Origin of the sequence: Streptomyces sp. B6B3 (assembly GCF_039871525.1) — a bacterium.
In the GTDB taxonomy this organism is placed as follows: Bacteria; Actinomycetota; Actinomycetes; order Streptomycetales; family Streptomycetaceae; genus Streptomyces.
Genome location: NZ_JBDPLU010000009.1, coordinates 276,885 through 303,278, shown reverse-complemented (window position 1 = coordinate 303,278; position 26,394 = coordinate 276,885). Strand labels below are relative to the sequence as shown.

The window sequence follows — 26,394 nt, the reverse complement described above, 5'->3', positions numbered from 1 at the left end:
ATGGATGTCACCACGCCGGGGCGCACCCCGGTGACCACGTCGCACCGGAGACGACCGCGCTGGCCGCTGGCCACGCTGATGGCGGTGCTCGCGACCGTTCTCGGCATCACCACGCTGGCGGCGCCGTCCTCCTCCGTGGCCGCCGAGGAGGTTCTGCTCTCCTACGACAAGCCGGCCCAGGCGTCCACCTCGCAGCACGACGGCACCTGCTGGGAATGCGGCCCCGACAAGGCGTTCGACCACGACCCGGCCAGCCGCTGGGCCACCTCCCCGGAGGGCGGCTGGGTGGACCCGGGCTGGATCTCCGTGGACCTCGGCGCCCCGGCCGACATCAGCCGGGTGGTGCTGCAGTGGGACCCGGCCTACGCCGTGGCCTACCAGATCCAGGTCTCGAACGACGGGCAGAACTGGCAGCCGATCCACGAGACCACCAGCGGCGGCGGCTACAAGGAGACCGTGCAGGTCTCGGGCAGCGGCCGCTACGTGCGGATGTACGGCACCCAGCGGTCCAACGGCTACGGCTACTCGCTGTGGGAGTTCCAGGTGTACGGCACCGGTGGCGCGCCGGAGACCCCGCCGGTGCCGGAGGACCCGACCTTCCCGGGCGAGCTGGTGTGGAGCGACGAGTTCGAGGGCGCCGCCGGCAGCGCGCCCGACGCGGCGAAGTGGACCGCCGACCCGGGCAACGGCAACAACAACGAACTCCAGATGTACACCGACAACCAGAACGCCCGGCTGGACGGCCAGGGCAACCTGGTGATCGAGGCGCGCCGGGAGCAGACCCCGGGCTCCAGTTGCCCGGTGGACCCGATCAGCGGCAGCACCACCTGCCAGTACACCTCGGGGCGCATCAACACCGCGGGGAAGTTCGACTTCACCTACGGCCGGGTCGAGGCCCGGATGAAGGTGCCCAGCACGGTCGGCCTGTGGCCGGCGTTCTGGATGCTCGGCTCGGACTTCAACGAGGGCCGGCCGTGGCCGTACACCGGCGAGATCGACATCATGGAGCACGTCGGCACCTCGCCCAACCTGGTGCACTCCACGCTGCACGCCCCCGCCTACTTCGGCGGCAACGGCTACGGCACCAGCCTGGACCTGGGCCAGCCGATCTCCAACGGCTTCCACACCTTCGCCGTGGAGTGGGACAGCCAGGGCATGGTGTTCACCGTGGACGACCGGGTCATCCACACCGTGGACCGGCAGGAGCTGGAGACGACGGTCGGGCCCTGGGTCTTCGACCACGACTTCTTCATGATCCTCAACGTCGCCGTCGGCGGCGACTGGCCGGGTCCGCCGAACGGGTCCTCGACCTTCCCGCAGCAGATGGTCGTGGACTACGTGCGCGTGTACCAGTAGCCGCGAGCACGGCCGAGCCCTGTCCGGGCGGTCGATGGGGGCACCTCCCAGCCTTCCAGGCTGGGGGAGGATCGGCCCGCGGCTCCCCCGGAGCTCGGGGGCCCGCCCGGACAGGGACTGGTGCCAGTCGGCCGGCAGTCAACGGTCAGCAGCAGCCGGCCCGGCTGGGACGCGCACAGCCGCCGGGTCCCCGCCTGGGGCCCGGCGGCCGCCCGCGCCCGGCCGTGTCCCCCGGCGCGCCGAGCGCGCCTATGCGCTCTGCCTGACCACCAGTTCCGGGTGGAAGACCACCGAGGGCAGCGGCCGTCCGCCGGTGTCGATCTGCCGCAGCAGCAGCCGGGCCATCTCGGCCGCCATCTCCTCCACCGGCTGCCGGATCGTGGTCAGCGGCGGATCGCAGTTCAGCGCGGGGACGCTGTCGTCGAAGCCGACCACCGCCACGTCCTGCGGCACCCGCCGGCCCTCCTGGCGCAGCATCGACACCGCGCCCAGCGCCATCAGGTCGGAGGCCACGAAAACCCCGTCGAGCTCCGGGTGCCCGGCCAGCAGCCGGCGCATCTCCATCGCGCCGCTGGCCTGGGTGAAGTCCCCCTCGGTCCACGGCACCTCGGCCTGCCCGCGCTCGGCCATCGCGGCCCGGAAGCCCGCCAGCCGCTCCTGCGCCACCGGCATGTCCTGCGGTCCGGCGATCGCGCCCACCCGCCGCCGCCCGATCGCCACCAGATGCTCGGCGGCCAGCGTGGCGCCGGCGCGTTGGTCGGCGTCGACGTAGGTGACCGGCGTCGGCGTGGCCGGCCGGCCGGCGAGCACCGCGGGCAGCGGGGTCCGGGACAGCAGCCCGGGCAACGGGTCGGTGGCGTGCGCCGAGATCAGCACCACGCCGTCCACGTGGCCCTGTTGCAGGTAGCCGAGCAGCTGGCCGCGGGACGGCTCGTCGTCCGCCAGCATCAACACCACCTGCACCCCGCGCGGCCTGGCCACCTCCAGCAGCCCGGTGACCACCCGGCCGAAGTACGGGTCGGTGAACATCCGCCCCACGAAGGGACCGGTGACCTCGCGCTGCTCGCGCTCCGAGACCACCAGTGCCACCGAGTCGGTGCGCCGGGTCACCAGCGAGCGGGCCGCCCGGTTCGGCACGTACCGGGTGCGGGCGATGGCCTCCTCGACCAGCCGGCGCAACCGCGGGTCGACGGTCGACTCGCCGTTGATGACGCGCGAGACCGTCGCCCGGGAGACCCCCGCGACGCGCGCCACATGTTCCAGAGTCACCGGTCTGGGCGGCGAGGCGGGCGGTTCCGTGGTCACTGTGCCTTTATACCCTCGGACGGATGTCCGCCCGGGAGTCGGCTCCCCACGGTCCTCGTAGGCTGGGCGGCGTGACGGACACGACAGACCGGCGCGGGCAGGCCGTGATCGCGGGAGCCGGCCTCGCCGGGGTGCAGACCGCCGTCCAGCTCCGGGAGCGCGGCTGGGAGGGGCCCGTCCTGCTGGTCGGCGCGGAGCCGCACCGGCCGTACGACCGGCCGCCGTTGTCCAAGGACCTGCTGCTCGGCAAGGCGGACGGCGCGGAGCTCGACGTGGACTACGCCGGGCTCGGCATCGAGCTGGTGCTCGGCCGCCGGGCCACCGGACTGCGCCCCGCCGAACGCCTCCTGGACACCGACGCGGGGCCGCTGCCGTACGAGCTGCTGGTGCTGGCCACCGGGGCGGAGGCGGCGACGCTGCCGGTCCCGGGCGGCGAGGCGGGCCACTCCGCTGGAGTGCATGTGCTGCGCACCCTGGACGACGCGCGCCGCCTGAAGCCGGTGCTCGACGGGCACGGCAGCCTGGTCGCGGTGGGCGCCGGCTGGATCGGCGCCGAGGTCGCCACGGCCGCCCGGGCCGCCGGCTGCCGGGTCACGGTGGCCGAGGCGGCGGGCCACCCGCTGCCCGGCGCGCTGCCCGCCGAGGTGGCCGAGCGCACCCGCGCCTGGTACGCGGAGGCCGGCGCCGAACTGCGCACCGGGGAGCCGGTGATCGCCGTGCGGGAGGGCGAGGTGGAGCTCGCCGACGGCACCGTGCTGGGCGCCGACGCGGTGCTGCTCGGCGTCGGCTCGCGGCCGGCCACCGGCTGGCTGGCCGGTTCCGGCATCGCCCTGGCGCCCGACGGCTCGGTGCGCGCCGACGCCCGGCTGCGTGCCGGCGCACCCGGGGTGTACGCGGTCGGCGACTGCGCGTCGTTTCCCTCGGCCAGGTACGGCCGGCGGCTGCTCGTGCACCACTGGGACAACGCGCTGGCCGGGCCGCGGACCGTCGCCGAGAACGCCCTCGGCGGCGCCGCGGGCCACGACCCGGTGCCGTACTTCTGGTCCGAGCAGTTCGGCCGCCACGTGCAGTACGCGGGCCGGCACGGGCCCGACGACCGGCTGCTGTGGCGGGATCCGGGGGACGGCGGGGGCTGGACCGTGTGCTGGCTGCGTGACGACGCGCCGACCGCGGTGCTCGCCGTGGACCGGCCGCGCGACCTCGCCCAGGGCCGGCGGCTGCTGGAGCGCGGCGCCCGGCTCGACCCGGAGCGGGCCGCCGACCCGTCCGTCCCACTCAAGGCGGCGGTCCGCTGACGAGTGTCGGTGGAAGATGGCAGGCTAGGACATGTGAACCACACCGATCCGACGACGATTGATCCGAAGATTGACGCCCTGGTCCCGTCCTGGCTCACCCTCCCCGATGTCGCCGAGGAGCTCGGCGTCGAGGTGACGCGCGTGCGGCAGCTGGTCAAGGAGGGCCAGCTGATCGCGGTGCGCCGCGGGGAGAACCGTGTGCTCCAGGTTCCCGCCCTCTTCCTCGCCGAGGGGAAGGTCGTCAAGGGCCTCACCGGCACCCTCACGCTGCTGAAGGACGACGGCTTCACCGACGAGGAGATGCTGGAGTGGCTGTTCACCCCCGACGAGAGCCTGCCCGGCACGCCGGCCCAGGCGCTGCGGGAGAATCGCGGGACGGAGGTGAAGCGCCGGGCTCAGGCGCTCGCCGTGTGAGCCGCGAGGCCCGGGCCGCGCTCGCCGGCAGCCAGCTGTACCTGTGCACGGACGCCCGGCGGCGGCAGCGGGACCTGCCCGAGTTCCTCGACGCCGTGCTGGCCGCCGGCGTGGACATCGTGCAGCTGCGGGAGAAGGGTCTGGAGGCGGCGGAGGAGCTCGCGTTCCTCGCCGTCTTCGCCGAGGCCTGCCGCCGGCACGGCCGGCTGCTCGCGGTCAACGACCGGGCGGACGTGGCGCACGCCGCGGGCGCCCCGGTGCTGCACCTGGGCCAGGGCGACCTGCCGGTGCCGGCGGCCCGGGCGATCCTCGGCGAGAGCGTGCTGCTCGGCCGCTCCACGCACGCCGAGGCGGAGGTGGACGTCGCGCTGGCCGATCCCGGCGTGGACTACTTCTGCGTCGGTCCCTGCTGGCCCACGCCCACCAAATCGGGGCGGGCCGCGCCGGGACTGCCCCTGGTGCGGTACGCGGCCGAACGCGCCGCCGGCGCCGCGCGGCCGTGGTTCGCCATCGGCGGCATCGACGCCGACACCCTGGACCAGGTGCTGGACGCGGGAGCCACCCGGGTGGTCGTGGTCCGGGCCATCACCGAGGCGGACGACCCGGGCGCCGCCGCGGCGGCGCTGGCCCGGCGGCTGCGCGAGCGGGGCGGGCGTCCGCCCAGCGGAACGCCCCCCGTCACGGGGGCGGGCGCTGGGTAGCCTGCGCTTATGGCCCTAGGGATTCCCAGCACCATGGCGGACCGAGCGCAGACCGTGCGCGAGCTGCTCGCCGTGGGTGAGCGCTCGTACTCGTTCGAGTTCAGCCCACCCAAGACGGAGCGCGGCGAGCGCACTCTGTGGAACGCGATCCGCCGGGTCGAGGCCGTCGCGCCGACCTTCGTCTCCGTGACGTACGGCGCCGGCGGCTCCTCGCGCGAGCGGACCGTGCGGGCCACCGAGCTCATCGCCACCGACACCACGCTGACACCGGTGGCCCATCTGACCGCGGTCAACCACTCCGTGGCCGAGCTGCGCAACATCATCGGCCAGTACGCGGCCGCCGGCATCCGCAACATGCTGGCGCTGCGCGGCGATCCGCCCGGCGACCCGATGGGGGAGTGGACCAGGCACCCCGAGGGCGTGAGCTACGCCGCCGAGCTGGTCCGACTGATCAAGGAGTCGGGGGACTTCTGCGTGGGCGTGGCGGCCTTCCCCGAGATGCACCCCCGGTCCACCGACTGGGACACGGACATCAGGCATTTCGTGAACAAGTGCCGCGCGGGCGCGGACTTCGCCATCACCCAGATGTTCTTCTACCCCGAGGACTACCTGCGGCTGCGCGACCGGGTCAGCGCGGCCGGCTGCCAGACGCCGATCATCCCCGAGGTCATGCCGATCACCAGCGTCCGGCAGATAGAGCGCTTCACCCAGCTCAGCAACGCCACGTTCCCACCGGAGTTGGAAAGACGGATCCTCGCGGTCAAGGACGACCCGTTGGCGGTACGCTCGGTCGGGATCGAATTCGCCACGGAGTTGTGTGCGAGGCTGATGGACGAGGACATTCCGGGGCTGCACTTCATCACGCTCAACACCTCGAGCCACGCCACGGCGACACTGGACGTCTACAGGAACCTGGGTCTGCACCAGCGGACGTAGGAATCACCGCGGAGAGGGGCGTACATGGGCTGGACGGTCCTCTACATCGCGTTCGGGGTGGTGGCCCTCTGGCTGCTGGGCGAGGTGCTCCTGCAGTACAAGGCCCGGCTGCGCTGGCGGCTGGTCGCCTTCTGCGGCTTCCTCGGCGTGGTGGTGGGGGTGGTGCTCCCCTCCGTGCCCGTCATCGCCCTGGGCGCCGTCGCGTTCGCCGCCGGCCAGACCTTCGTCACGCTCTCCTTCCGGCGCGGTTTCTCCACCGGCTGGGCGCTCGGGGGCAAGCCGGGCACCAGCAGGCGGCGCCGGAGCGGTGGCGGGATGCGGCCGATGGATCCGGTCGCCGAGGAGCAGCTGGCCGCCGGCGGCGGCGAGTATCCGGCGGTCGACGGGCCGCCGCCCCCGCCCGCCCCCTACCAGGAGGAGTACCGGCCCGCGCCGGACGGCGGGGCCGACGAGCCCGACGGCGGGTACCCCGACCAGTACGGCGACGCCCGGCAGGACGGCGGGTACGAGGAGCCCTACGAGACGACCGCCGCGTACCAGACCGTGCAGGCCCCGCCCGGCGGCGCCGACGGCGGCCCGTACCCGGAGGAGATATTCCCCGACGCGCCGCCGTACCAGCCGGCCACCGGCTACGGCGACGGGTACCCGGGCGGCTACGACGGATACGGCGCGGGCGACGGCTACCCGGGCCCGCCGCCGCCCGACCAGCAGCCGGTGGCCCAGCCCTACGAACCGGCCTACGCGGCCTACACCGACCCGTACCTCGGAGATCCCGCCGGCACCGGCGCCGACTCCTACGCCGACTACGGGGCGCAGCAGTCGTACCCGCCAGGGCCCGAGCCGGAACAGCAGGCCTACGGCGGCGGATACGCCCCGGACTACGGCGCGGGCCTCCCCGGCGAGGCGTACTACACCGAAACCCCGCCCGGCGGCGTCTGGATGCCGCAGCAGCGCGAGTCCGATCCGGCCGCCGAGGCGTACGGCTACCCCCAGGGCGAGCCGCAGCCCGACGGGTACGGCGGCCAGGGCTACTACTTCGACAGCGGCCCGCGCTACTGATCGGCCGGCCCGCCGCCTGACCGGCCCGCGGAGTCGCCGTCCGCCCTCCCCACCATCCCCGGGCTACCTACGCCCCGACCCGTACCTGAGTACCCGGCTGAGTACCCGTACGGATGGCCCCTCATCGGCGTCGCGACAGGCTGGGACCCGCGGCGAGACCCGCGGGCCGCACCGCCGGCACGGGGCGGCGGAGCGTTCCGCGGGCCTCACCGCACGAGGCCGGGCCGACGGCGGACGGCCCGGCCGCGTCGTCTCCCTCGGGCCCGCCCGGTCCGCTCGTCCCCGCTGGTGCACCCGGCCCGCAAGGCCCGCCACGGCGCGTGCCGTGGGCGTGAGGACGCGTTCCCTCCTCCGCCTCCCCGGTGTTCGCTCCCGCCTCCGCCGGCCACTCCGCGCGCGCACTTCCGCCGTGCTCGCCCGCCCTGCCCACCTCCGGGGCTCTTGGGATGCGTGGTGCGGGAGTTGGACCGTTTGCGGTGGCCCGGCGGAATTGTCAGTGCCATGGGTCACCATGTGCCCAAGTGCGAATAACACCGCACGAACGCGTGACCGCTGATGACGACAGGAGGCTCGTCATGACCGGACTCCCGACCGATGTGCACCCGGTGCCACGCCGGGCGCCCGCACCGCCCGCCGCGCTCGACCTGCTCGGCCAGGCCGAGCGCGGGCTGGCCGAGGCGTCGACGCTCACCGACCCGGGCGAGGCGTACGTCGCCGCCCATCTCGCCGCGCTGCGCGCCGCCGCCGCGGTGCTCGCCGTCCGGGGCCGCCCGGAGACCACCGCCCGTGCCCGCCGACGGATCCGCAGCGTCTGGGAGGTGCTCCCGGAGATAGCCCCGGAGTTCGCCGAGTGGAGCGTGCTGTTCGCGGCGAGCGCGGAGCGGCGGGCGCGGATCGAGGCCGGCATCCGCGGCGTCGTCGGCCGGCGCGACGCCACGGATCTGATCAGGGCCGCCGGATACTTCCTGCGCCTGGTCGAGGGGCGGCTGGTGCAGCAGCCGGTGCTGCGGGCGGAGGAGCCCCCGGGCGGGCCGGCCGCGAAGTAGGCTGGTGGCCGCCCAGCAGCACGCCAGCCTGCGGCCCGTTGCGGGCCCTAGCGAGGAGCCGTTCGCCATGCCCTCAGAGCCGATGGTCCGCCCCGTGGGCGCCTCGCCCGGATCGCTGCCGGGCTCGCCGCCCGGGCCGCACGCCGCGCTGCGCAGCGGCGTGGTGTGGCAGGTGCTCAGGGAGGCGCTCGTCGCCCGGTGCCGGGCGGCCGGGCGGGAGACGCTGGACGTGCTCGACACCGGCGGTGGCAGCGGAAGCCTGGCCGTGCCCGTCGCGCGGCTCGGGCACCGGGTCACCGTCGTGGACCCCAGCCCGAACGCGCTGTTCGCGCTGGAGCGCCGGGCCGCCGAGGAGGACGTGGCGACGGGCGACGCGGCGGACGGCAGCCGGGGCGGCGTGCGCGGCCTGCAGGGCGACACCGGGAACCTGCTGGACGTCGTCGAGAGCGGCGGGTACGACCTGGTGCTCTGCCACGGCGTGCTGGAGTACGTGGACGACCCGGCGGCCGACCTGCGCGCCGTGACGGGCGCGCTGCGCGCGGACGGCGGCACGCTGAGCCTGCTCGTGGCCGGCACCGGCGGCGCCGTGCTCTCCCGCGCGCTCGCCGGGCGCTTCGAGGAGGCGCGCCGGGTGCTCGCCGACCCGACGGGCGGCTGGGGGGACGGGGACCCGGTGCCGCACCGTTTCACGGTGGAGGGGCTGCGGGACCTGGTGACCGGGGCAGGTCTGGCGCCGGGCGCGGTGCACGGCATCCGGATCTTCGCCGATCTGGTGCCGGGCGCCTTGGTGGACACCGAGCCCGAGGCACTGCGGACGCTGACCAGGCTGGAGGCCGAGGCCGCGGTGGTGCCGGCCTTCCAGGCGGTCGCGGGGGAGCTGCACGTGCTCGCCGATCGGCGGCCCGGCCGCTCCTAGGCTGCCGACGTCGGCGTTCCTCGTATCATCGACATCAGTTCATCGGATCGGTCGTCCGGCATGACCGGCGGCCCGTGAGGGAAGGACTAGTCCACCTCCCAAGGCTCCCCTGAGCACGAGGTGGTGGGCGAAATTGGCGTACAGGGGTGGGTTTCACAGGGAGGTTTCCCTGCCTATCCTTGAAGAGTCGGATTCGGTCGCCACCGCGACCGACGAGTAGGAGGACTCCGTGCCGCTCTCGGACCACGAGCAGCGCATGCTCGAACAGATGGAGCGAGCGCTCTACGCCGAAGATCCCAAGTTCGCGACCACGCTTGAGGGCAGCGAGCTGCGCACGTACACCCGCAAGCGGGTCTACCAGTCGGTCGCCGGCTTCCTGCTCGGCATCGCCCTCCTGATGGTCGGCCTCCCGGTGGGACAGGAGTGGCTGAGCGTCGTCGGCTTCCTGATCATGCTCGGCTGTGCGGCGATCGGGGTCACCGCGTGGCGCAGGTCACCGCCCCCCGGCGAGGGACAGGCCCGCCCGGCCGCGGGCGGACGGGCGCGCCCCCAGAAGCAGCGGCGCTCGATGATGAACCGGATCGAGCAGCGCTGGCAGCGGCGCCGCGACGAGCGCGGCGACTGAGCGGACCGCGCCGGTCCGGCGCGCCGTCGCACGGATGGCGGTGGGGGAGTTCCGGGTTTCCGGAGTTCCCCCACCGCCATCCGCGTCTCGGTCTCCCGGGGCCCCTGGGCCCGCCTCCGGCGTGTCCGTCGGCGTGCCGTCGGCTTCGCCCCCGCCGGCGTGCCCCACGGGAGAGGGGGAGGCCGGCGGGGCGCACGGAGACCGGACCGTCACGCCCCCTGGCGCGACCGGCGCGGCGCCGTCACCCGGGCGCGCGCCCGGGTGAGCCGTCGAGCGACCCGTAGCCGGCGCTCGGTTATGGCGTACATCACCCGCATGGCGGAACGCGGCAGCAGGAGTGCCCGCAGCCGGGTGCCGCGGCTCGCCCCGGCCCGCAGTCCCGCGGTCACGGTGCGTACGTCCGCCCCGAGCCGGTCCACCCGCGTCTGCTCCGCGCCGGCCGGCGGCCGCGGCGCGTACAGCGCGTGCTCGACCGCGTCGGCCAGCCGGTGCGCCGCGCCCGCCGCCTCCTCGGTCAGCCCGGCGCCCCGCACGATGCGCGCCGCGGTCTGCCGCGGCGTCTCCGCGTTCCGCGGGGGCAGGCCGAAGTCCCACGCCGTGTCGGTGACTTCCCGCCAGGCCGGCAGCGCCCCGCCGCCCCGCCCGAGCCGTGCCCCGCGCAGCCGCCGCCGCCACAGCATCGGCCAGCACAGCAACCCGGCGAGCAGCAGCCCGCCGCCGCCGAAGATCATCGGCCAGACCGCCAGCGCCAGGCCGGCGTCGTCGCTGTCCGGCGTCCGGACCGGCTCGTCCGCGCAGGCGGCCGGGTCCAGGACCGGATCACACCCCTCCGACTCCGACGCCGAGGGCGTCGAGGGCTCCGTGTCGGAGGGCGTCGGCTCCGGCAGCGCGTCCTCCTCCGGGTCCGTCGGGTCCACCTGGTCCGGGTCGGTCTGCTCCGGCACCGTGTAGTCGGGGGCGCTGCCCTGCCCCGGGGTCGGTTCGAAGCGGACCCAGCCGATGCCCTCGAAGTACAGCTCGGGCCAGGCGTGCGCGTTGTGGATGCCCACCTCGAAGGAGCCGTCGGGCTGCAGGTCGCCGGGCGTGAAGCCCACCGCGACCTGCGCCGGAATGCCCAGCGTGCGGGCCATCGCCGCCATCGTGAAGGCGAAGTGCACGCAGAAGCCCTCCCGCTGCTCCAGGAAGCGGACGATCGCGTCGCTGCCGGTCCCCGAGGCCACCGACGTGTCGTATCGGAAGCCGCCGTCCTGGGTGAACCAGTCCTGGAGCGCGACCGCCCGGTCGTAGTCGTTGGTCGCTCCCGAGGTGATCTGCTCGGCCGCGTCGGACACCTCCGACGGCAGGTTCTCCGGGGTCCGGGTGTAGTAGTCGAGCAGCTCCTCGTCCGCCGTCGGCGCGGCGGCGAGCTGCTCGGCGGTCGGCTCGACCCGCAGGTACGCCACCTCGTAGCTGCGGCCCTCGGTGGTCAGGCCGTCGTGCGACACCAGGGTCTGGGAGCCGCGGTCGAAGGCCCAGTCACCCGTGGTGTCGATCCAGGTCGCGGGGTACGGCACCGGCAGGGAGTTCTGCGCGTAGTCGTCGTCCGCCGCGATGATCACGGTGGCCGGGGACGTGCTCACCTCGGTCGAGGTCAGCCCCGGCACCTGCCAGGACGCCGGCGGCGGGGTGTCCTCGTACCAGCCGGAGGACCGCCACTCCGCGCCGTCGAACTCGTCCAGCGCGACCAGCCGCAGGTAGAGCGGCTCGGTCTCCGACACGTCCGAGGCCGCGTACCGCAGCACCGTGCGGTCGTCCGGCTGGTTGAGCTGGTCCTGGAGCGCCACCACGGGATTGACCGCGGCGACGTCGCCCGCCTCGCCGCCGGCGCCCGAGCCCTGTCCGTCGAGCCCCAGCAGGCCGTCGCCGAGGGACGGCAGCAGCATCGGCGCGAGCACGGCCACCGCCAGCGTCGCCGCCCCGATCCGGCGCCCGGTGTGCACCCGGGGGCCCTGTTCGGGCACGGGCGGCGGCGGGGGCGGCGGGGCGGCGGGGTAGCCCTGCGCGGACGGTCGCCAGGCGACCGCGGGCGCCGAGAAGAAACGCCCCCAGCGGGTCAGCCGGTGCCGGCCCTCGGCCAGCAGCAGCACCAGGAAGCCGGCCGCCGCGCACAGGAAGTACGGCCAGCTGGCCCCGTCCTGGTTGACGCCCGCGGCCACCGAGTAGAGCGCGAGCAGCGGCAGCCCGGAGGCGGCGGCGCTGTGCAGCGACACGGCCAGCAGGTCGACCACCAGGCCGACCAGCAGCACCCCGCCGAGCAGCATCAGCTGTATGCCGTCGGTGACCGGCGCCGGCGCGACGTAGGTGCTGATGTCGTCGGCCCCGACGGACAGCAGCTGCCCGAAGCGGTCGAACGCCGCCGGCCCCGGCAGCACACCACCGATCGCGTAGTCCGGCACGGTCGTCGCCGTGAGCAGCAGCAGCGACACCAGCGCCTGCCCGAACAGCACCAGCGGTCCTGGCACCGCCCGCCAGCGCAGCAGCATGCCCGTCGCGGTCTGGCAGGCCAGCAGGGTGCCGGCCGGGACCAGCCACTCCCGCTCGCTCACCAACGGCAGCAGCGCGCTGGCCGCCGCCAGCGTGGCAAGCCAGGCGGCGAACGCGATGCGGACCCGGCCGTCCAGGCCCGCCGTCGTCTCGGTGCCCCCGCCGCCGTTCGGCATCCCCGCGCTTCCGGTCATCCCCGACCCCACTCCCTGCCCAGTCCCCACGCCGCCGGCGCTCATCCCGATCCCCTCACCGGCCGCCGGTGTCCTCCGCGGCGGCCCGTTGCCACAGCCGGGCCAGCGGCACCCCGGACTCCAGCGGCACCGCGGTCCAGCCCGCCGACCGCAGCCGGTCCAGCCGGGCGGCCTCCAGGGCCGGATCCACCTGCCCGGCCGCCACGAAGGCCAGCGCGCCGGTCGCCCGCCGCCGCAGCTGCGCCAGCACCGCGAGCTGCGTGCGGTCCACGGCGCCGAGGAAGGCGACCAGCAGGCCGCACTCCGCGCCCCGGAGAGCCGCGGGCGCGTCCTCCAGGGTGGTGCGGGACGAGTGGTCGACCACCGCCAGCGCGTCCATGATCATGCCGGTGATCTCGGCGGGGTCGGCCGTTCCCTTGGTGCCGGGCCCCGGCAGCAGCATCCCGGTGTCCGTCACCAGGCGCACCGCGTACTCCCTGGCCACCAGGTGGGAGACGACCGAGGCGGCCCCGGCCACCGCGCGCTCGAACGGCGACTCCGGACCCGACCCCGCGTAGCCCACCCGCCTGGTGTCCAGCAGCACCGTGCAGCGCGCCCGGAGCGGCTGCTCCTCCCGCCGGACCATCAGCGTGCCCCGGTGCGCGGTGGACCGCCAGTGCACCCGGCGCAGGTCGTCGCCGTGCCGGTAGTCGCGCGGCACGATGTCGTCCTCGCCGCTCAGCGCGAGGGCGCGGCGCCTGCCGTCGCCGTGGCCGCCGGTGTCCCCGCTGAGGCGCACGACCGGCAGCTGCTCGATCCGCGGCAGCACGGTCATCATGTCGAAGGCGTTGAACGACCGGCTCAGCTCCACCATCCCGAACGGGTCGGCCAGCCGCAGCTGCAACGGCCCCAGCGGATAGCGGCCACGCAGGTCGGAACGGACCCGGTAGGAGACCTCACGCCGCCCGCCCGGCTCGATGCGGTCGAGCACGAACCGCGGCCGCGGCCCCAGTACGTAGGGCACCCGGTCCTGGAGCAGCAGCATGCCGCTGGGAACCCGGGCGATGTTCTCCACCCGCAGGTGCACCCGCGCCTCGGCGCCGGCCGCCACCCGGGCGGGCGACAGCCGCCGCGCCGCCGCCACCTGGCTCCGGGTGAAGTACAGCACCAGCACGCACAGCACCGGCAGCGCCATCAGCAGCGCGCCCACCCGCAGCAGGTCGGGCTGGCCCAGCAGGTACGCGCAGGCGGCGGCCGCCCCGCCGGCGGCCATGAACGACCTGCCTCGGGTGGTGAGGCCGCCGAACGCCGCCCGCAACGGCCCTCGGTCGTCCGCGCCGGCGCCGCTCAGACCGGGACCGCCCATCAGTACCCCCGCATCCGCTGCGCCGCGAACGGGTCGGGGACCAGGGTGCCGCGCACGATGTCGGCGACGAACTGCTCCGTCGTGTGCCGGTTCAGCTGGGCCTGGGCGGTGGGCAGCAGCCGGTGCGCCAGCACCGGAACCGCCAGCTGCTGCACGTCGTCGGGCAGCACGAACCCGCGGCCGGCCAGCGCCGCCGCCGCCTTCGCCGCCCGCAGCAGGTGCAGCGTGGCGCGCGGCGACGCGCCGAGCCGCAGCTCGGGGTGGGAGCGGGTCGCCGTGGTCAGGTCGACCGCGTACCTGCGCACCGCGTCGGAGACGTGCACCTCGCGGACCGCGTCGATCAGCTTCACGATCTCGTCGGCGTGCGCCGCCGGCCGCAGCGCCTCCAGGGGCGAGAACCCGCCGTGCGACTCCAGCATCCGCAGCTCGGCCTCGGGGCTCGGATAGCCGACCGAGAGCCGGGCCATGAACCGGTCCCGCTGCGCCTCCGGCAGCGGGTAGGTGCCCTCCATCTCGATCGGGTTCTGGGTGGCGATCACCATGAACGGCCTGGGCAGCTCGTAGCTGCGCCCGTCCGCGGTGACCTGCCGCTCCTCCATGGACTCCAGCAGCGCCGACTGGGTCTTGGGCGAGGCGCGGTTGATCTCGTCGCCGATGACGATCTGCGCGAACACCGCCCCCGGCTTGAACTCGAACTCCTTGCGCTGCTGGTCGTAGACGCTCACGCCGGTGATGTCCGAGGGCAGCAGGTCGGGAGTGAACTGGATGCGCTGCACGGAGCAGTCGATGGACTTCGCCAGCGCCTTGGCCAGCATGGTCTTGCCCACGCCGGGGACGTCCTCCAGCAGCAGGTGACCTCCGGCGAACAGCACCGTGAGGGAGAGCCGCACGACCTCGGGCTTGCCCTCGATCACGCTCTCCACCGCGCGGCGCACCTCTTCCGCGGTGGCGCTCAGTTCGCTGAGCGTGGTGTGCTCCTCATAGGTCGTCACCCGGCCCTCCTCGGCCTGTCTTCAGCGCCCCGACCTCCTCAGCGATCGGGCATCACCGACTGCCCCGACACCGGATGGGTGCCGGGCGGTTGCTTCCGACAAGCATTCTTCACACATCCGGGCCCGCCCGTCACCGAACGAGCGGACCGGCGGGATCGACCTCGCGGAGCAGACCGGTTGTCACATCGAACACGAATCCGCGGACGTCTTCAGTGTGCGGGAGAAAGGGCGAGGTGCGCACGCGGACCATGGACTGGCGTACGTCCTGGTCGAGATCGGTGAAGGACTCCACCGCCCAGCTCGGCCGCTGCCCCACCTCGAGCTCCAGCTCGTGGCGGAACTCCTCGGTGAGTTTCAGCAGGCCACAGCCGGTGTGGTGGATCAGCACGACGGACCGGGTGCCGAGGACGCGCTGACTGATCGTCAGCGAACGGATGACGTCGTCGGTGATCACTCCGCCGGCGTTGCGGATCGTGTGGCAGTCACCGAGCTTCAGGCCGAGCGCGGCGTGCAGGTCCAGCCGGGCGTCCATACACGCGACGACGGCCACTCCGCGGACCGGCCGCGCGTCCATCCCGGGATCGGCGAAGTCTTCCGCGTAGCGTGCGTTGGCGCTGATCAGGTCGTCGGTAACCGTGCGAGGCATATCTGGGACGGTAGTACGAGAAGACGGTTTCGCGGTAGTGCGCCGCGACGCCGCCACGGTGCACCTCAGTGATTGACCGGCAACAGAGGTGGGCTAGGGTGACGCTCAGTGGGAGGCCCGAGGCCGCCAACCGAGCCCGTCACCCCGTCCCACCTCCCCTCGGAAGGCCCATGACCACCAGCAACGACCGGCCACCGGGAACCCGGCACCGTCCCGTCATGCTCCAGCGCTGCGTGGAGCTGCTCGGACCGGCGCTGCGCGGCCCGGAGTCGCTGGTCGTCGACTGCACGCTCGGCCTCGGCGGGCACGCCGACGCCCTGCTGACCGCCTTCCCCGGCCTCCGACTCGTCGGCCTGGACCGTGACCCCGCGGCGCTCACCCTGGCCCGGGAGCGGCTGTCCGGCCACGGCGACCGGGTCACCCTGGTGCACGCCGTCTACGACGAGCTGCCCGCGGTGCTGGCCGACCTCGGCGTGCCCCGGGTGGCGGGCGTCCTCTTCGACCTCGGCGTCTCCTCGATGCAGCTGGACGAGGCCGGCCGCGGATTCGCCTACGCACAGGACGCGCCGCTGGACATGCGGATGGACCCGACCACGGGCATCAACGCCGCCGACGTGCTGAACACCTACGCCCCGGGCGACCTGGTGCGGGTGCTGCGCGGCTACGGCGAGGAGCGGTTCGCCAGCCGGATCGTCGAGGCGGTCGTCGCCGAGCGCGCCCGGCGGCCGATCACCAGCAGCGCCCGGCTCGTCGAGCTGATCCGCGAGGCCCTGCCGCAGGCCGCCATGCGCACCGGCGGCAACCCGGCCAAGCGCACCTTCCAGGCGCTGCGCATCGAGGTGAACGGCGAGCTCGCGACGCTGGAGCGCGCGCTCCCCGCGGCCGTCGCCGCGCTGGCGCTGCACGGGCGGCTGGTCGTCCTCTCCTACCACTCGCTGGAGGACCGGATGGTCAAGCGGGTGCTCGCCGAGGGCGCGGCCAGCACCGCGCCGCCCGGCCTGCCCGTGGTCCCCGAGCAGTACCAGCCGCGGCTGCGGCTGCTGACCCGCGGCGCCGAACGGCCGGACGAGCGGGAGGTCGCGGAGAACCAGCGCGCCGCCCCGGCCCGGCTGCGCGCGGCCGAACGCATCAGGGAGGCGCCGCGGTGACCGATCAGCCCGACCAGTCCGACCGGTCCGCTCGGCGCGGCCGACCCGACCCGACGCGCGGCGCGGCGCCGGCCCGCCGGCCGCGCGCGCCCCGGCTGGCCGGCCTGCTCCCCACCGGCTCCGCCACCGCCGCCCGCACCCCGTTCGTGCTGCTCGTCGTGGTCCTGCTGGCCGTCGGCCTGCTCGGGCTGCTCTTCCTGAACGCCTCGCTCAACCAGGGCTCGTTCGAGCTCAGCGAGCTGCGCAGGGAGACCCAGGAGCTGACCGACGAGCAGCAGGAACTCCAGGCCGAGGTGGACGGCTACTCCGCGCCCGACGCGCTGGCCGAGCGCGCCCGCGAGCTCGGCATGGTGCCCGGCGGCCCGCCCGCCTTCCTCGCCCCCGACGGTTCCGTGCTCGGCGAGCCGGAGCCCGCCCCCGAGCCGACCCCGGAGGACGACTGATGAGCCGGCCCCGCGTGACCCCGGAACCGCGCAGCACGCGCCCGGCCCGACCCGCCGCCCGCCGCCCGCGCGGCCTCGGGGGCGCGCGATGAGCGGGCCGGGCGCACCGGGCGCGCCCCGCGGCACCCGGCCCGGGGCCCCGCTGCGGCTGGCCAGCCACCGACCCCGGCTGCGCCTGGTGGGCCTCGCCCTGTCCCTGGTGATGCTCGCCTTCACCGTCCGGCTGGTGCAGGTGCAGGCCGTGGACGCGGCCTCCTACTCCGACCAGGCCGAGGTGAACCGCATCGTCACGGTGCCGCTGGCCGCCCAGCGCGGCGACATCACCGACCGCAACGGCGTGGCCCTCGCCACCACCGTGGACGCCTACGACATCACCGCCGACCCCTTTCTCTTCACCAGGAAGCAGACCGGCACGGCCGACGCGCCGGCCCAGGCCGCCGCCCTGCTGGCGCCCATCCTGGACCGGGACGCCGCCGAGCTCGCCGACCAGCTCGACGACCCGGAGACCCGCTACGTCGTCCTGGCGCACCAGCAGACCCCGCAGGTCTGGCGGCAGATCCAGGACCTGAAGAACAACCTCGCCGAACAGGCCGCCGAGGGCACCGGACACGCGGTGCTGGCCGGCGTCTTCGCCGAGGAGAACGCCATGCGCGTCTACCCGGCGGGCGAGCTGGCCGCCGGCGTGCTCGGCTTCGTCAACGGCGAGGGCGAGGGCGGCGGCGGCCTCGAGGCGCAGCTGGACGGGCGGTTGGCGGGCGAGGACGGCACCATCACCTACGCCCAGTCCGGCGGCCGCCGGGTGCCCACCGCCGGGGAGCGCGAGGACCCCGCCGTGCCCGGCGCCGACATGGAGCTGACGCTGGACCGCGACATCCAGTGGGCGGCGCAGGAGGCCATCACCGAACAGGTCGAGGCGTCCGGCGCGGACGCGGGCTACGTGGTGGTACAGGACACCAGGACGGGCGAGATCCTCGGCCTGGCCAGCGCCCCCGGCTACGACCCGAACCGGATCGGCGACACGGACCCCGACCTGCTGGGCAACCCGGCGGTCGAGGACGCCTTCGAACCCGGTTCGGTCAGCAAGGTGGCCACCATGGCGGCGGTGCTGGAGGAGGGCACGGCCACCCCCGACACCCACGTCACGGTGCCGAACCGGCTGCCCCGCGCCGACCGCGCCTTCGCCGACGACCACAACCACGAGACGTACTACCTGACGCTGGCCGGGGTGCTGGCCAGATCCAGCAACATCGGCACCATCCTGGCCGCCGAGACGCTGGGCGACACCCAGCCCGAGGCCAACGAGGTGCTGCACTCCTACCTCACGGAGTTCGGCTTCGGCCAGCCGTCCGGGCTCGGCTTCCCCGGCGAGACCGCCGGGATCCTCGCCGACCCCGACGACTGGGACGCCTCGCAGCAGTACACCATCCCGTTCGGCCAGGGCCTGTCGGTGAACGCCGTCCAGGCCGCCTCGGTCTACTCCACCATCGGCAACGGCGGCGTCCGCGTCGAGCCCTCCCTGGTGCGCGGCGCCACCGGGCCCGACGGCGAGTACCAGCCCGCACCCGAGCCCGAGTCGCACCGGGTGGTCAGCGAGGACACCGCCGAGCAACTCACCCGCATGCTGGAGACCGTGGTCACCGACCCGCTGGGCACCGGCTCTGTCGCCCAGATCCCCGGCTACCGGGTGGCCGGCAAGACCGGCACCTCCAACCGGGTGGACCCGGAGACCGGCCTCTACAACGGCTACACCTCCTCCTTCGCCGGCTTCGCCCCCGCCGACGACCCGCAGGTCACCGTCTACTGCGCGGTGCAGAACCCGGTCGAGGGCGGCTACCACGGGAGCGAGGTGTGCGGCCCGGTGTTCAACGAGGTCATGCAGTTCTCCCTGAAGGCCCTCCAGATCCCGCCGACCGGCGAGGAGTTCGCCGGCCTGCCGGTGAGCTTCGACCCCGCGGCGTGAGCCGCGTCACCCCGAGCCAGCCAGCCGAGTCATCAGTCCAACGAGAGCCCAACGAGCGGAACGGAACGGCACGTGAGAACCATCACCGACGGGGAACGCGACCGGCCGGGGACGGCAGCCGGGCCGGCCCCCTCGTTTCGCACCGGCACCGCACCTCCCGGTACGCTCACCGCCGTGCCCCCTCGTGATCAAGGCGCCACGCGTACCGCCTCGGCACCGCCCCGCCCCAGGAAGGTGCGGCCCGTGCCGCTGGCGGAGCTGGCCACGCTGCTGGGCACCGCCCCCGCGGCCGGCGACCCGGCCGCGGACGGACCGTTGGTCACCGGCATCACCCACGACTCCCGGGCGGTGCTGCCCGGCGACGTCTACGCGGCGCTGCCCGGCGCCCGTTTCCACGGCGCCGACTTCGCCGCGCAGGCGGCGAGCCTGGGCGCCGTCGCCGTGCTCACCGACCCGACCGGCGCCGCCCGCGCCGCCGCGACCGGGCTGACCGTGCTCACCGTGGACGACCCGCGCCGCCGGATGGGCGCGCTGGCCGCCGCCATCTACGACGAGCCGGGCCGGGACCTGCTGCTCCTCGGCGTCACCGGCACCTCGGGCAAGACCACCACCAGCTACCTCGTCGAGGGCGGCCTGCGGCAGGCCGCCCGCGCCGCGGGCCGGGACCAGGGCCGGGGCCCCGGCGACGGCGACTCGACGGGACTGATCGGCACGGTGGAGACCCGGATCGGCGGCGAGCGCGTCTCCTCGGAGCGCACCACCCCCGAGGCCACCGAACTGCAGGCGCTGTTCGCGGTGATGCGCGAGCGCGGCGTCCGCTCGGTCGCCATGGAGGTCTCCAGCCACGCCCTGGTGCTCGGCCGGGTGGACGGCTGCCGCTTCGACGTCGCGGTGTTCACCAACCTCAGCCCCGAGCACCTGGACTTCCACCCGGACATGGAGGACTACTACCGGGCGAAGGCGCAGCTCTTCACGCCGGCCCGGGCCCACGCCGGCGTGGTCAACCTCGACGACGAGTACGGCCGGCGGCTGGCCGAGGAGTCCCCGCTCCCGATCACCACCTACTCGGCCGAGGGCCACCCGGACGCCGCCTGGCGCGCCGCCGACATCGAGCTCGGCCCGCTCGGCTCCACCTTCACCGTGCTCGGCCCGGACGGGCTGCGGCTGCCCGCCAGCGTCCCGCTGCCCGGGCCGTTCAACGTCGCCAACGCCCTGGCCGCCGTCACCGCGCTGGCCGTGGCCGGCGTCGACCCGGCGGTGGCCGCCGCCGGCGTGGCCGCGGTGCCCGGCGTGCCGGGACGGCTGGAGCGGGTGGACGCCGGCCAGCCCTTCCTCGCCGTGGTCGACTACGCGCACAAACCCGACGCCGTGGAGTCCGTGCTGCACGCGCTCCGCAAGGTCACCGAGGGCCGGTTGCACGCCGTGCTCGGCTGCGGCGGCGACCGCGACCCGCACAAGCGTGGCGCGATGGGCGCCGCGCTGGCCCGGCTGTCCGACACCGCCGTGCTGACCTCCGACAACCCGCGCTCCGAGGACCCCCTCGCGATCCTGGCCGCGATGCTCGCCGGCGCCGCCGAGGTGCCGGTCCACGAGCGCGGCACGGTGCTGGTCGAGGCGGACCGGGCCGCGGCCATCGCCGCCGCGGTGGCCCGTGCCGAGCCCGGCGACACGGTGCTGGTGGCCGGCAAGGGCCACGAGCGCGGCCAGGACGTGGCCGGCGTGATCCGGCCCTTCGACGACCGCGAGGAGCTGCGCGTCGCCATCGAGCGCGGCGCGCACCACCCCACGACCTCGACAGAACCCCCCACGGCGCCCCCCACCGCACCCCCTCCCACCGCTTCCTCCCCATCCGAGCAAGCATCCGACGCCAGGCGAGGCCCGCTGCAGTGATCCCCCTTCCCCTAGCTGAGCTCCTCACGGTCGTGCGGGGAGAGCCGCACGACATACCTCAGCCGCCACCCCGCATCACCGGGCCCGTGGTCATCGACTCCCGACTGGCCGAGCCCGGCGCGCTGTTCGCCGCGCTGCCGGGGGAGCGCGTGGACGGACACGACTACGCGGCCGGCGCCGTCGCGGCGGGGGCCGCGCTCGTGCTCGCCAGCCGCCCGGTCGGGGTGCCCGCGGTGGTCGTCGAGGACGTCACGGACGCGCTCGGCGCCCTCGCCCGGCACACGGTCGCCCGGCTCGTCGAGGGCGGCGGCGCCATCGTGGTCGGGCTCACCGGCTCGGTCGGCAAGACCAGCGCGAAGGACCTGACCGCCCAGCTGCTGGACCGCGCGGGACCCACGGTCTGGACCCCGGGCAACTTCAACAACGAGATCGGGCTGCCGCTGACCGCGCTGCGCGCCGAGCCCGACACCCGGCACCTGGTGCTGGAGATGGGCGCCCGCGGCACCGGACACATCCGCTACCTGACCTCGCTGACCCCGCCGCGGATCGGCGTGGTGCTCAACGTCGGCACCGCGCACCTCGGCGAGTTCGGCTCCGTCGAGGGCATCGCCGCCGCCAAGGGCGAGCTGGTCGAGGCCCTGCCGGCCGCCGCCGACGGCGGCGTGGCCGTGCTCAACGCCGACGACCCGCGGGTGCGCGCCATGGCCGACCGGACCGCCGCCCGCGTCCTGCTGTTCGGCACGGCGCCCGACGCCGCGGTCCGCGCCGAGGACGTCCGGCTGACCCCCGAGGGCCGGCCGTCGTTCCGGCTGACCACCCCCACCGGGTGCGCCGAGGTCACGATGCGCCTGTACGGTGAGCACCATGTGTCGAACGGGCTTGCCGCGGCCGCCGTTGCGCATGAGGCGGGCATGTCCGCCGCCGACATCGCCGACGCGCTGGCCGCGGCGGGCTCGCTCGCCCGGTGGCGGATGGAGGTCACGGAGCGGCCGGACGGCGTGACGATCGTCAACGACGCCTACAACGCCAATCCGGAGTCCATGCGGGCCGCGCTGCGCGCGTTGGCGGCGATGGGCGAGACCGCGGCGGCGAAGGGCGGCCGCACCTGGGCGGTGCTCGGCGAGATGGCCGAGCTGGGCGCGCGGTCGCGCGCCGAGCACGACGAGGTCGGGCGCTTCGTGGCCCGGCTGCACGTCAACAGGCTCGTGTCGGTCGGCGGCCAGGAGGCCGCCTGGCTGGACTCGGGTGCCAAGAACGAGGGTTCGTGGGGTGAGGAGTCGGTGCACGTGTCCGATGCTCAGGCGGCGGTCACGCTGCTGCGCGGTGAGCTTCGGCCGGGGGATGTGGTGCTGGTGAAGGCATCCCGGTCGGTGGGCCTGGAGCGGGTCGCGCTCCAGCTCGCCCAGGAGGGCGCCGAGGCGCCAGGCGTGGATGGCGAGGTCGCCGCCCCATGAGGCAGATTCTCTTCTCCGGGGCCATCGGACTCTTCCTGACCCTGATCGGGACCCCGCTGCTGATCAAGCTCCTCGCCCGCCGCGGCTACGGCCAGTACATCAGGGACGACGGGCCCCGCGACCATCACGCGAAGCGTGGCACCCCCACGATGGGCGGTATCGCGTTCATCCTGGCGACGCTGGTCGCGTACGTGGTCACCAAGCTCGTGACCGGCGAGCCGCCGACCATCTCCGGGCTGCTCGTCCTCTTCCTGATGGCCGGCATGGGCCTGGTCGGCTTCCTCGACGACTACATCAAGATCGTCCGGCGGCGCAGCCTCGGCCTGCGGGCCGGCGCGAAGATGCTCGGCCAGTTCTCGGTCGGCGTCACCTTCGCCATCCTCTCGCTGAACTTCGAGGACAAGCGCCAGCTCACCCCCGCGTCCACGCACCTGTCCTTCACCACGGACTTCGCCTGGACCATCGGCCCGGTGCTGTTCGTGCTCTGGGCGCTGTTCATGATCCTGGCCATGTCCAACGGGGTGAACCTCACGGACGGCCTGGACGGCCTGGCCACCGGCGCCTCCGTCATGGTCTTCGGCGCCTACGTCTTCATCGGCGTCTGGCAGTACGGCCAGACCTGCGCCGAGTTCGGCACCGCGGGCGCCACCTGTTACGAGGTGCGCGACCCGCTCGACGGGGCCGTGGTCGCCGCCGCGTTGATGGGGGCGCTCTTCGGCTTCCTGTGGTGGAACACCTCGCCGGCCAAGATCTTCATGGGCGACACCGGATCGCTCGCGCTCGGCGGCGCGCTGGCCGGTCTGGCCATCGTCTCCCGCACCGAGCTGCTGCTGGCCATCCTGGGCGGCCTCTTCGTGCTGATCACCATGTCCGTGGTGATCCAGGTCGGCTCCTTCCGGCTCACCGGCAAGCGGGTCTTCAAGATGGCGCCGCTCCAGCACCATTTCGAGCTGAAGGGCTGGAGCGAGGTGCTGGTGGTGGTCAGGTTCTGGATCATCCAGGGCATGTGCGTCATCGTCGGCATCGGCATCTTCTACGGCGCCTGGGTGGCAGACTTGTGACCGTGAGCAGGCCAGACACCCCGTCCGGGTACCCCGCGGGGCTCGGCGGCCCCGGCGACCCGGGCGACCTCGCCGGGCGGCGCGTCACGGTCGCCGGCCTGGGCGTCAGCGGCGTCAGCGCGGCCCGCGCGCTGGCCAGGATCGGCGCCCGGGTCACCGTGGTGGACGGCACCGACGGCGAACGGCAGCGCGCCCGGGCCGCGGAGCTGGCGGAGGAGGGCATCGCCGCCCGGCTCGGCGCCGGCCCCGGCGCCACCCTGCCGGCCGGCACCGAACTGGTCGTCACCTCGCCGGGTTGGCGCCCCGACAGCCCGCTGTTCCTCGCCGCCGAGGCGGCCGGCGCCCCGGTGCTCGGCGACGTGGAGCTCGCGTGGCGGCTGCGCGGCCCCGACGCCGCGCCCTGGCTCGCCGTCACCGGCACCAACGGCAAGACCACCACGGTCCGGATGCTCGCCGCCATGCTGGCCGCCGCCGGCCGGCGCACCGCCGCGGTGGGCAACATCGGCACGCCGCTGGTCGACGTGGTGCTCGGCACCGGGGGCGCGCCCGACGGGCGGCCCGAGGTGCTGGCCGTCGAGCTGTCCAGTTACCAGCTGCACTACGCCCCGTCGGTCCGGGCGCATGCCGCGGCCGTGCTCAACCTGGCCCCCGACCACCTCGACTGGCACGGCTCGATGGAGGCGTACGCCGCCGACAAGGGCCGGGTCTACGAGGGCAACGTCGCCGCCTGCGTGTACAACGTGGCCGACCCGGCCACCGAGACCCTGGTCCGCAAGGCGGACGTGGTCGAGGGCTGCCGGGCGGTCGGCTTCACCCTCGGCGTCCCGGCCCCCGGCCAGTTCGGCCTGGTCGACGACATCCTGGTGGACCGCGCGTTCGTCCCGGACAGTCGGCGGGAGGCCCAGGAGCTCGCCGAGGTCACCGACATCGTGCCGGGCGCCCCGCGCGCCGCGCCGCACACCATCGCCAACGCGCTGGCCGCCGCGGCGCTGGCCCGGGCGTACGGGGTGCCGCCGGCCGCGGTGCGTGACGGGCTGCGCGGCTTCCGCCCCGACCCGCACCGGATCGCGCACGTCGCCGACGTCGACGGCGTGGCGTACGTGGACGACTCCAAGGCCACCAACCCGCACGCCACCCAGGCGTCGCTGGTCGCCTACCCCTCCGTGGTGTGGATCGCGGGCGGGCTGGCCAAGGGCGCCGACTTCGACGACCTGGTCGCCGCGGCGGCCGCCCGGCTGCGCGGGGTGGTGCTGATCGGGGAGGACCGCCGGCTGATCGCGGAAGCGCTCGCGCGACACGCCGCGGATGTGCCGGTCGTGGAGTTGGACCGGACGGACACTGGGGCGATGGCGGCGGTCGTCCGCGCGGCGGCCGCGATGGCCAGGGGCGGCGACACCGTGCTGCTGGCCCCGGCCTGCGCCTCGTGGGATATGTTCACCAACTACGGCGCGCGAGGCGATGCCTTCGCCGCCGCCGTCCGCGACCTCGCCGCCGACCAGGCACGCAGCGACGAGCAGTAGCCCGCCGGTGGCCCGCGGACCGCTGGCGCGGGTCCGAAGGAGGGGCCGAGCATGACGGGCGACCACCCCGGAGCGGGCCGAGCGCGTCCGGCCGACCAGGCCGGCGACGCGCCCGGTGCCGCGGCCGGCCGGCCGCGGCAGGGCCAGGGCCCGGGTCAGGTGGTCGGATCGAGGGTGTATCCGCGCCGCCGCGCCGGGGACACGGACCGGGCGCGGGCCGCCAGGACCGCGCCGGCGCCCGCCCGGCGCCCCGCTCCGGCCCGCGTGCCCGCCCGCGTTCCGGCCGCGCGCACCCCCGTTCGGCCGCCCCGCACGCCCCGCTTCGTCGCCCGCGCCCGCCGGGCCTGGGACCGCCCGCTGACGGCGTACTACGTCATCATGGGCACCGGCCTGCTGATCACCCTGCTCGGCCTGACCATGGTCTTCTCGGCCTCCCAGATCCAGGCGCTGCGCTACGACCTGTCCGCCAGCTACTACTTCCAGAAGCAGCTCGTCGCGGCCGTGCTCGGCGGCGTGCTGATGCTGCTGGCCTCCCGGATGTCGCTGCGCCTGCTGCGCGCCCTCACCTACCCGTTCCTGGCGTTCTCCGTGGTGCTGTTGGGCCTCGTCCAGGTGCCGGGCGTCGGCGTCGAGGTCAACGGCAACACCAGCTGGATCTCCGTGGCCGGCCCGTTCCAGCTCCAGCCGAGCGAGTTCGGCAAGCTCGCGCTCGTGTTGTGGGGCGCCGACCTGCTGGCCCGGAAGGGCGAGCGGCGGCTGCTCACCCAGTGGCGGCACCTGCTGGTCCCGCTGGTGCCCGGGGCGTTGCTGGTCTGCGGACTGGTGATGCTGGGCGGCGACATGGGCACCGTGATGATCCTGGTGGCCATCCTGTTCGGCCTGCTCTGGCTGGCCGGTGCCCCCACCCGGCTGTTCACCGGCGTGCTGGCCACCGCGGCCGCGCTCGGCGCCTTCTTCATCGTCAGCAGCCCGCACCGCATGGACCGGCTGGCCTGCATCGCCGCCGAGCCCGGCGCCGAGGACGACTGCTGGCAGGCGGTGCACGGCATCTACGCCCTCGCCTCCGGCGGCTGGTTCGGCTCGGGGCTCGGCGCCAGCGTGGAGAAATGGGGCGAACTCCCGGAACCCCACACGGACTTCATCTTCGCCATCACCGGGGAGGAGCTCGGCCTGGCGGGGACGCTGTCGGTCCTCGCCCTCTTCACGGCTCTAGGCTATGCGGGTATCCGCGTTGCCGGACGCACGGAGGACCCCTTCGTGAGGTACGCCGCGGGCGGGGTGACGGCCTGGCTCATGGCCCAGACCGTGATCAACATCGGCTCCGTGCTGGGCCTGCTGCCCATCGCGGGGGTGCCCCTCCCGCTGTTCTCCTACGGGGGCTCCGCCCTGTTGCCGACCATGTTCGCCGTCGGGCTGCTGATCGCCTTCGCCCGCAGCGACGCGGCGGCCAGGACCGCCCTGGCGATGCGGCGCCCGTCCGGCCGACGGCTGGCCTGGTTCGGGCGGAAGACGACGAGACGGAAGACGACGTGACGGTGGCCCAGGCGGCGCCGTACGGAGAGCGG

The 26,394-nt window shown here is 74.7% G+C and carries 22 protein-coding genes; 17 read left to right on the top strand and 5 right to left on the bottom strand.

The genetic code is table 11. The annotated features are described in order from the left end of the window. On the top strand, positions 1–1,356 hold the full coding sequence (locus ABGB06_RS20905; protein ID WP_347591565.1) for a family 16 glycosylhydrolase: 1,356 nt from the start codon (positions 1–3) through the stop codon (positions 1,354–1,356). A gap of 249 nt (positions 1,357–1,605) precedes the next feature. On the opposite strand, the gene ABGB06_RS20900 is transcribed toward ABGB06_RS20905, so the two are convergent. Next, positions 1,606–2,661 carry a LacI family DNA-binding transcriptional regulator gene (locus tag ABGB06_RS20900; RefSeq protein ID WP_347591563.1) on the bottom strand — a complete coding sequence of 352 codons (1,056 nt, stop codon included), beginning with the start codon at positions 2,659–2,661 and terminating at the stop codon, positions 1,606–1,608. A 71-nt stretch (positions 2,662–2,732) separates the two neighbouring features. On the opposite strand from ABGB06_RS20900, the gene ABGB06_RS20895 reads away from it, so the two are divergent. The 8 genes from ABGB06_RS20895 to ABGB06_RS20860 all read left to right on the top strand — a co-directional run bounded on the left by ABGB06_RS20895 (position 2,733) and on the right by ABGB06_RS20860 (position 9,653). After that, on the top strand, positions 2,733–3,956 hold the full coding sequence (locus ABGB06_RS20895; RefSeq protein WP_347591561.1) for an FAD-dependent oxidoreductase: 1,224 nt from the start codon (positions 2,733–2,735) through the stop codon (positions 3,954–3,956). Positions 3,957–4,013: 57 nt separating this feature from the next. After that, on the top strand, positions 4,014–4,370 hold the full coding sequence (locus ABGB06_RS20890) for an Rv2175c family DNA-binding protein (RefSeq protein WP_347591635.1): 357 nt from the start codon (positions 4,014–4,016) through the stop codon (positions 4,368–4,370). Continuing rightward, positions 4,367–5,071: a thiamine phosphate synthase gene (gene thiE, locus ABGB06_RS20885; RefSeq protein ID WP_347591559.1), complete on the top strand. Its 705-nt coding sequence runs from the start codon at positions 4,367–4,369 to the stop codon at positions 5,069–5,071. Before ABGB06_RS20890 ends, thiE begins: the two co-directional genes overlap by 4 nt. Positions 5,072–5,080: 9 nt before the next feature. Then, positions 5,081–6,007: a methylenetetrahydrofolate reductase [NAD(P)H] gene (metF, locus tag ABGB06_RS20880; protein ID WP_347591558.1), complete on the top strand. Its 927-nt coding sequence runs from the start codon at positions 5,081–5,083 to the stop codon at positions 6,005–6,007. A 24-nt stretch (positions 6,008–6,031) separates the two neighbouring features. Then, the gene (locus tag ABGB06_RS20875) at positions 6,032–7,066 is read left to right on the top strand and encodes a hypothetical protein (RefSeq protein ID WP_347591556.1); all 1,035 of its coding nucleotides are present in this window, start codon (positions 6,032–6,034) and stop codon (positions 7,064–7,066) included. Positions 7,067–7,641: 575 nt separating this feature from the next. Beyond that, complete coding sequence (locus ABGB06_RS20870) at positions 7,642–8,112, top strand: SAV_6107 family HEPN domain-containing protein (RefSeq protein ID WP_347591554.1); 471 nt, start codon at positions 7,642–7,644, stop codon at positions 8,110–8,112. A gap of 82 nt (positions 8,113–8,194) precedes the next feature. Further along, positions 8,195–9,028 (top strand): methyltransferase domain-containing protein, encoded by an 834-nt coding sequence (locus tag ABGB06_RS20865; RefSeq protein ID WP_347591633.1) that lies wholly within the window; start codon positions 8,195–8,197, stop codon positions 9,026–9,028. A 229-nt stretch (positions 9,029–9,257) separates the two neighbouring features. Beyond that, on the top strand, positions 9,258–9,653 hold the full coding sequence (locus ABGB06_RS20860) for a DUF3040 domain-containing protein (protein ID WP_347591552.1): 396 nt from the start codon (positions 9,258–9,260) through the stop codon (positions 9,651–9,653). 209 nt (positions 9,654–9,862) lie between these two features. Here the strand turns inward: ABGB06_RS20860 and ABGB06_RS20855 are convergent, their stop codons facing one another. The 4 genes from ABGB06_RS20855 to ABGB06_RS20840 form a co-directional block, all read right to left on the bottom strand. Further along, positions 9,863–12,370: a transglutaminaseTgpA domain-containing protein gene (locus tag ABGB06_RS20855; protein WP_347591550.1), complete on the bottom strand. Its 2,508-nt coding sequence runs from the start codon at positions 12,368–12,370 to the stop codon at positions 9,863–9,865. A 55-nt stretch (positions 12,371–12,425) separates the two neighbouring features. Continuing rightward, positions 12,426–13,715 carry a DUF58 domain-containing protein gene (locus tag ABGB06_RS20850; RefSeq protein ID WP_347591548.1) on the bottom strand — a complete coding sequence of 430 codons (1,290 nt, stop codon included), beginning with the start codon at positions 13,713–13,715 and terminating at the stop codon, positions 12,426–12,428. Further along, positions 13,715–14,707, bottom strand: coding sequence for an AAA family ATPase (locus ABGB06_RS20845; protein ID WP_347591546.1), 993 nt, complete (start codon positions 14,705–14,707; stop codon positions 13,715–13,717). Before ABGB06_RS20845 ends, ABGB06_RS20850 begins: the two co-directional genes overlap by 1 nt. Before the next feature lie 130 nt (positions 14,708–14,837). After that, a complete protein-coding gene (locus ABGB06_RS20840) occupies positions 14,838–15,353 on the bottom strand; it encodes a carbonic anhydrase (protein ID WP_347591631.1) in 516 nt (171 codons plus the stop codon). Between the two features lie 170 nt (positions 15,354–15,523). On the opposite strand from ABGB06_RS20840, the gene rsmH reads away from it, so the two are divergent. From rsmH to ftsW, 8 genes are all read left to right on the top strand, one after another. Beyond that, on the top strand, positions 15,524–16,501 hold the full coding sequence (gene rsmH / locus ABGB06_RS20835) for a 16S rRNA (cytosine(1402)-N(4))-methyltransferase RsmH (RefSeq protein WP_347591544.1): 978 nt from the start codon (positions 15,524–15,526) through the stop codon (positions 16,499–16,501). After that, complete coding sequence (locus ABGB06_RS20830; RefSeq protein ID WP_347591542.1) at positions 16,498–16,944, top strand: septum formation initiator family protein; 447 nt, start codon at positions 16,498–16,500, stop codon at positions 16,942–16,944. The genes rsmH and ABGB06_RS20830 overlap by 4 nt, the downstream gene beginning before the upstream one ends. Before the next feature lie 88 nt (positions 16,945–17,032). After that, positions 17,033–18,904, top strand: a complete 1,872-nt coding sequence (locus tag ABGB06_RS20825) for a penicillin-binding protein 2 (RefSeq protein ID WP_347591540.1) — start codon at positions 17,033–17,035, stop codon at positions 18,902–18,904. A 174-nt stretch (positions 18,905–19,078) separates the two neighbouring features. Further along, complete coding sequence (locus ABGB06_RS20820; RefSeq protein ID WP_347591538.1) at positions 19,079–20,794, top strand: UDP-N-acetylmuramoyl-L-alanyl-D-glutamate--2,6-diaminopimelate ligase; 1,716 nt, start codon at positions 19,079–19,081, stop codon at positions 20,792–20,794. Further along, complete coding sequence (murF, locus tag ABGB06_RS20815) at positions 20,791–22,248, top strand: UDP-N-acetylmuramoyl-tripeptide--D-alanyl-D-alanine ligase (RefSeq protein ID WP_347591536.1); 1,458 nt, start codon at positions 20,791–20,793, stop codon at positions 22,246–22,248. The genes ABGB06_RS20820 and murF overlap by 4 nt, the downstream gene beginning before the upstream one ends. Further along, positions 22,245–23,309, top strand: coding sequence for a phospho-N-acetylmuramoyl-pentapeptide-transferase (mraY, locus tag ABGB06_RS20810; RefSeq protein WP_347591534.1), 1,065 nt, complete (start codon positions 22,245–22,247; stop codon positions 23,307–23,309). Before murF ends, mraY begins: the two co-directional genes overlap by 4 nt. 2 nt (positions 23,310–23,311) lie before the next feature. After that, positions 23,312–24,829 carry a UDP-N-acetylmuramoyl-L-alanine--D-glutamate ligase gene (murD, locus tag ABGB06_RS20805; protein ID WP_347591532.1) on the top strand — a complete coding sequence of 506 codons (1,518 nt, stop codon included), beginning with the start codon at positions 23,312–23,314 and terminating at the stop codon, positions 24,827–24,829. 51 nt (positions 24,830–24,880) lie between these two features. Next, entirely contained in the window at positions 24,881–26,362 is a 1,482-nt protein-coding gene (gene ftsW, locus ABGB06_RS20800) for a putative lipid II flippase FtsW (RefSeq protein WP_347591530.1), read from the top strand. Positions 26,363–26,394 lie beyond the last annotated feature (32 nt).

Coding starts and splice junctions, on each gene's coding strand:
- ABGB06_RS20905 (WP_347591565.1), top strand. CDS start 1: ATGGATGTCACCACGCCGGGGCGCACCCCGGTGACCACGTCGCACCGG.
- metF (WP_347591558.1), top strand. CDS start 5,081: ATGGCCCTAGGGATTCCCAGCACCATGGCGGACCGAGCGCAGACCGTG.
- ABGB06_RS20875 (WP_347591556.1), top strand. CDS start 6,032: ATGGGCTGGACGGTCCTCTACATCGCGTTCGGGGTGGTGGCCCTCTGG.
- ABGB06_RS20870 (WP_347591554.1), top strand. CDS start 7,642: ATGACCGGACTCCCGACCGATGTGCACCCGGTGCCACGCCGGGCGCCC.
- ABGB06_RS20865 (WP_347591633.1), top strand. CDS start 8,195: ATGGTCCGCCCCGTGGGCGCCTCGCCCGGATCGCTGCCGGGCTCGCCG.
- ABGB06_RS20855 (WP_347591550.1), bottom strand. CDS start 12,370: ATGACCGGAAGCGCGGGGATGCCGAACGGCGGCGGGGGCACCGAGACG.
- ABGB06_RS20850 (WP_347591548.1), bottom strand. CDS start 13,715: ATGGGCGGTCCCGGTCTGAGCGGCGCCGGCGCGGACGACCGAGGGCCG.
- ABGB06_RS20840 (WP_347591631.1), bottom strand. CDS start 15,353: ATGCCTCGCACGGTTACCGACGACCTGATCAGCGCCAACGCACGCTAC.
- rsmH (WP_347591544.1), top strand. CDS start 15,524: ATGACCACCAGCAACGACCGGCCACCGGGAACCCGGCACCGTCCCGTC.
- ABGB06_RS20825 (WP_347591540.1), top strand. CDS start 17,033: ATGAGCGGGCCGGGCGCACCGGGCGCGCCCCGCGGCACCCGGCCCGGG.
- mraY (WP_347591534.1), top strand. CDS start 22,245: ATGAGGCAGATTCTCTTCTCCGGGGCCATCGGACTCTTCCTGACCCTG.
- ftsW (WP_347591530.1), top strand. CDS start 24,881: ATGACGGGCGACCACCCCGGAGCGGGCCGAGCGCGTCCGGCCGACCAG.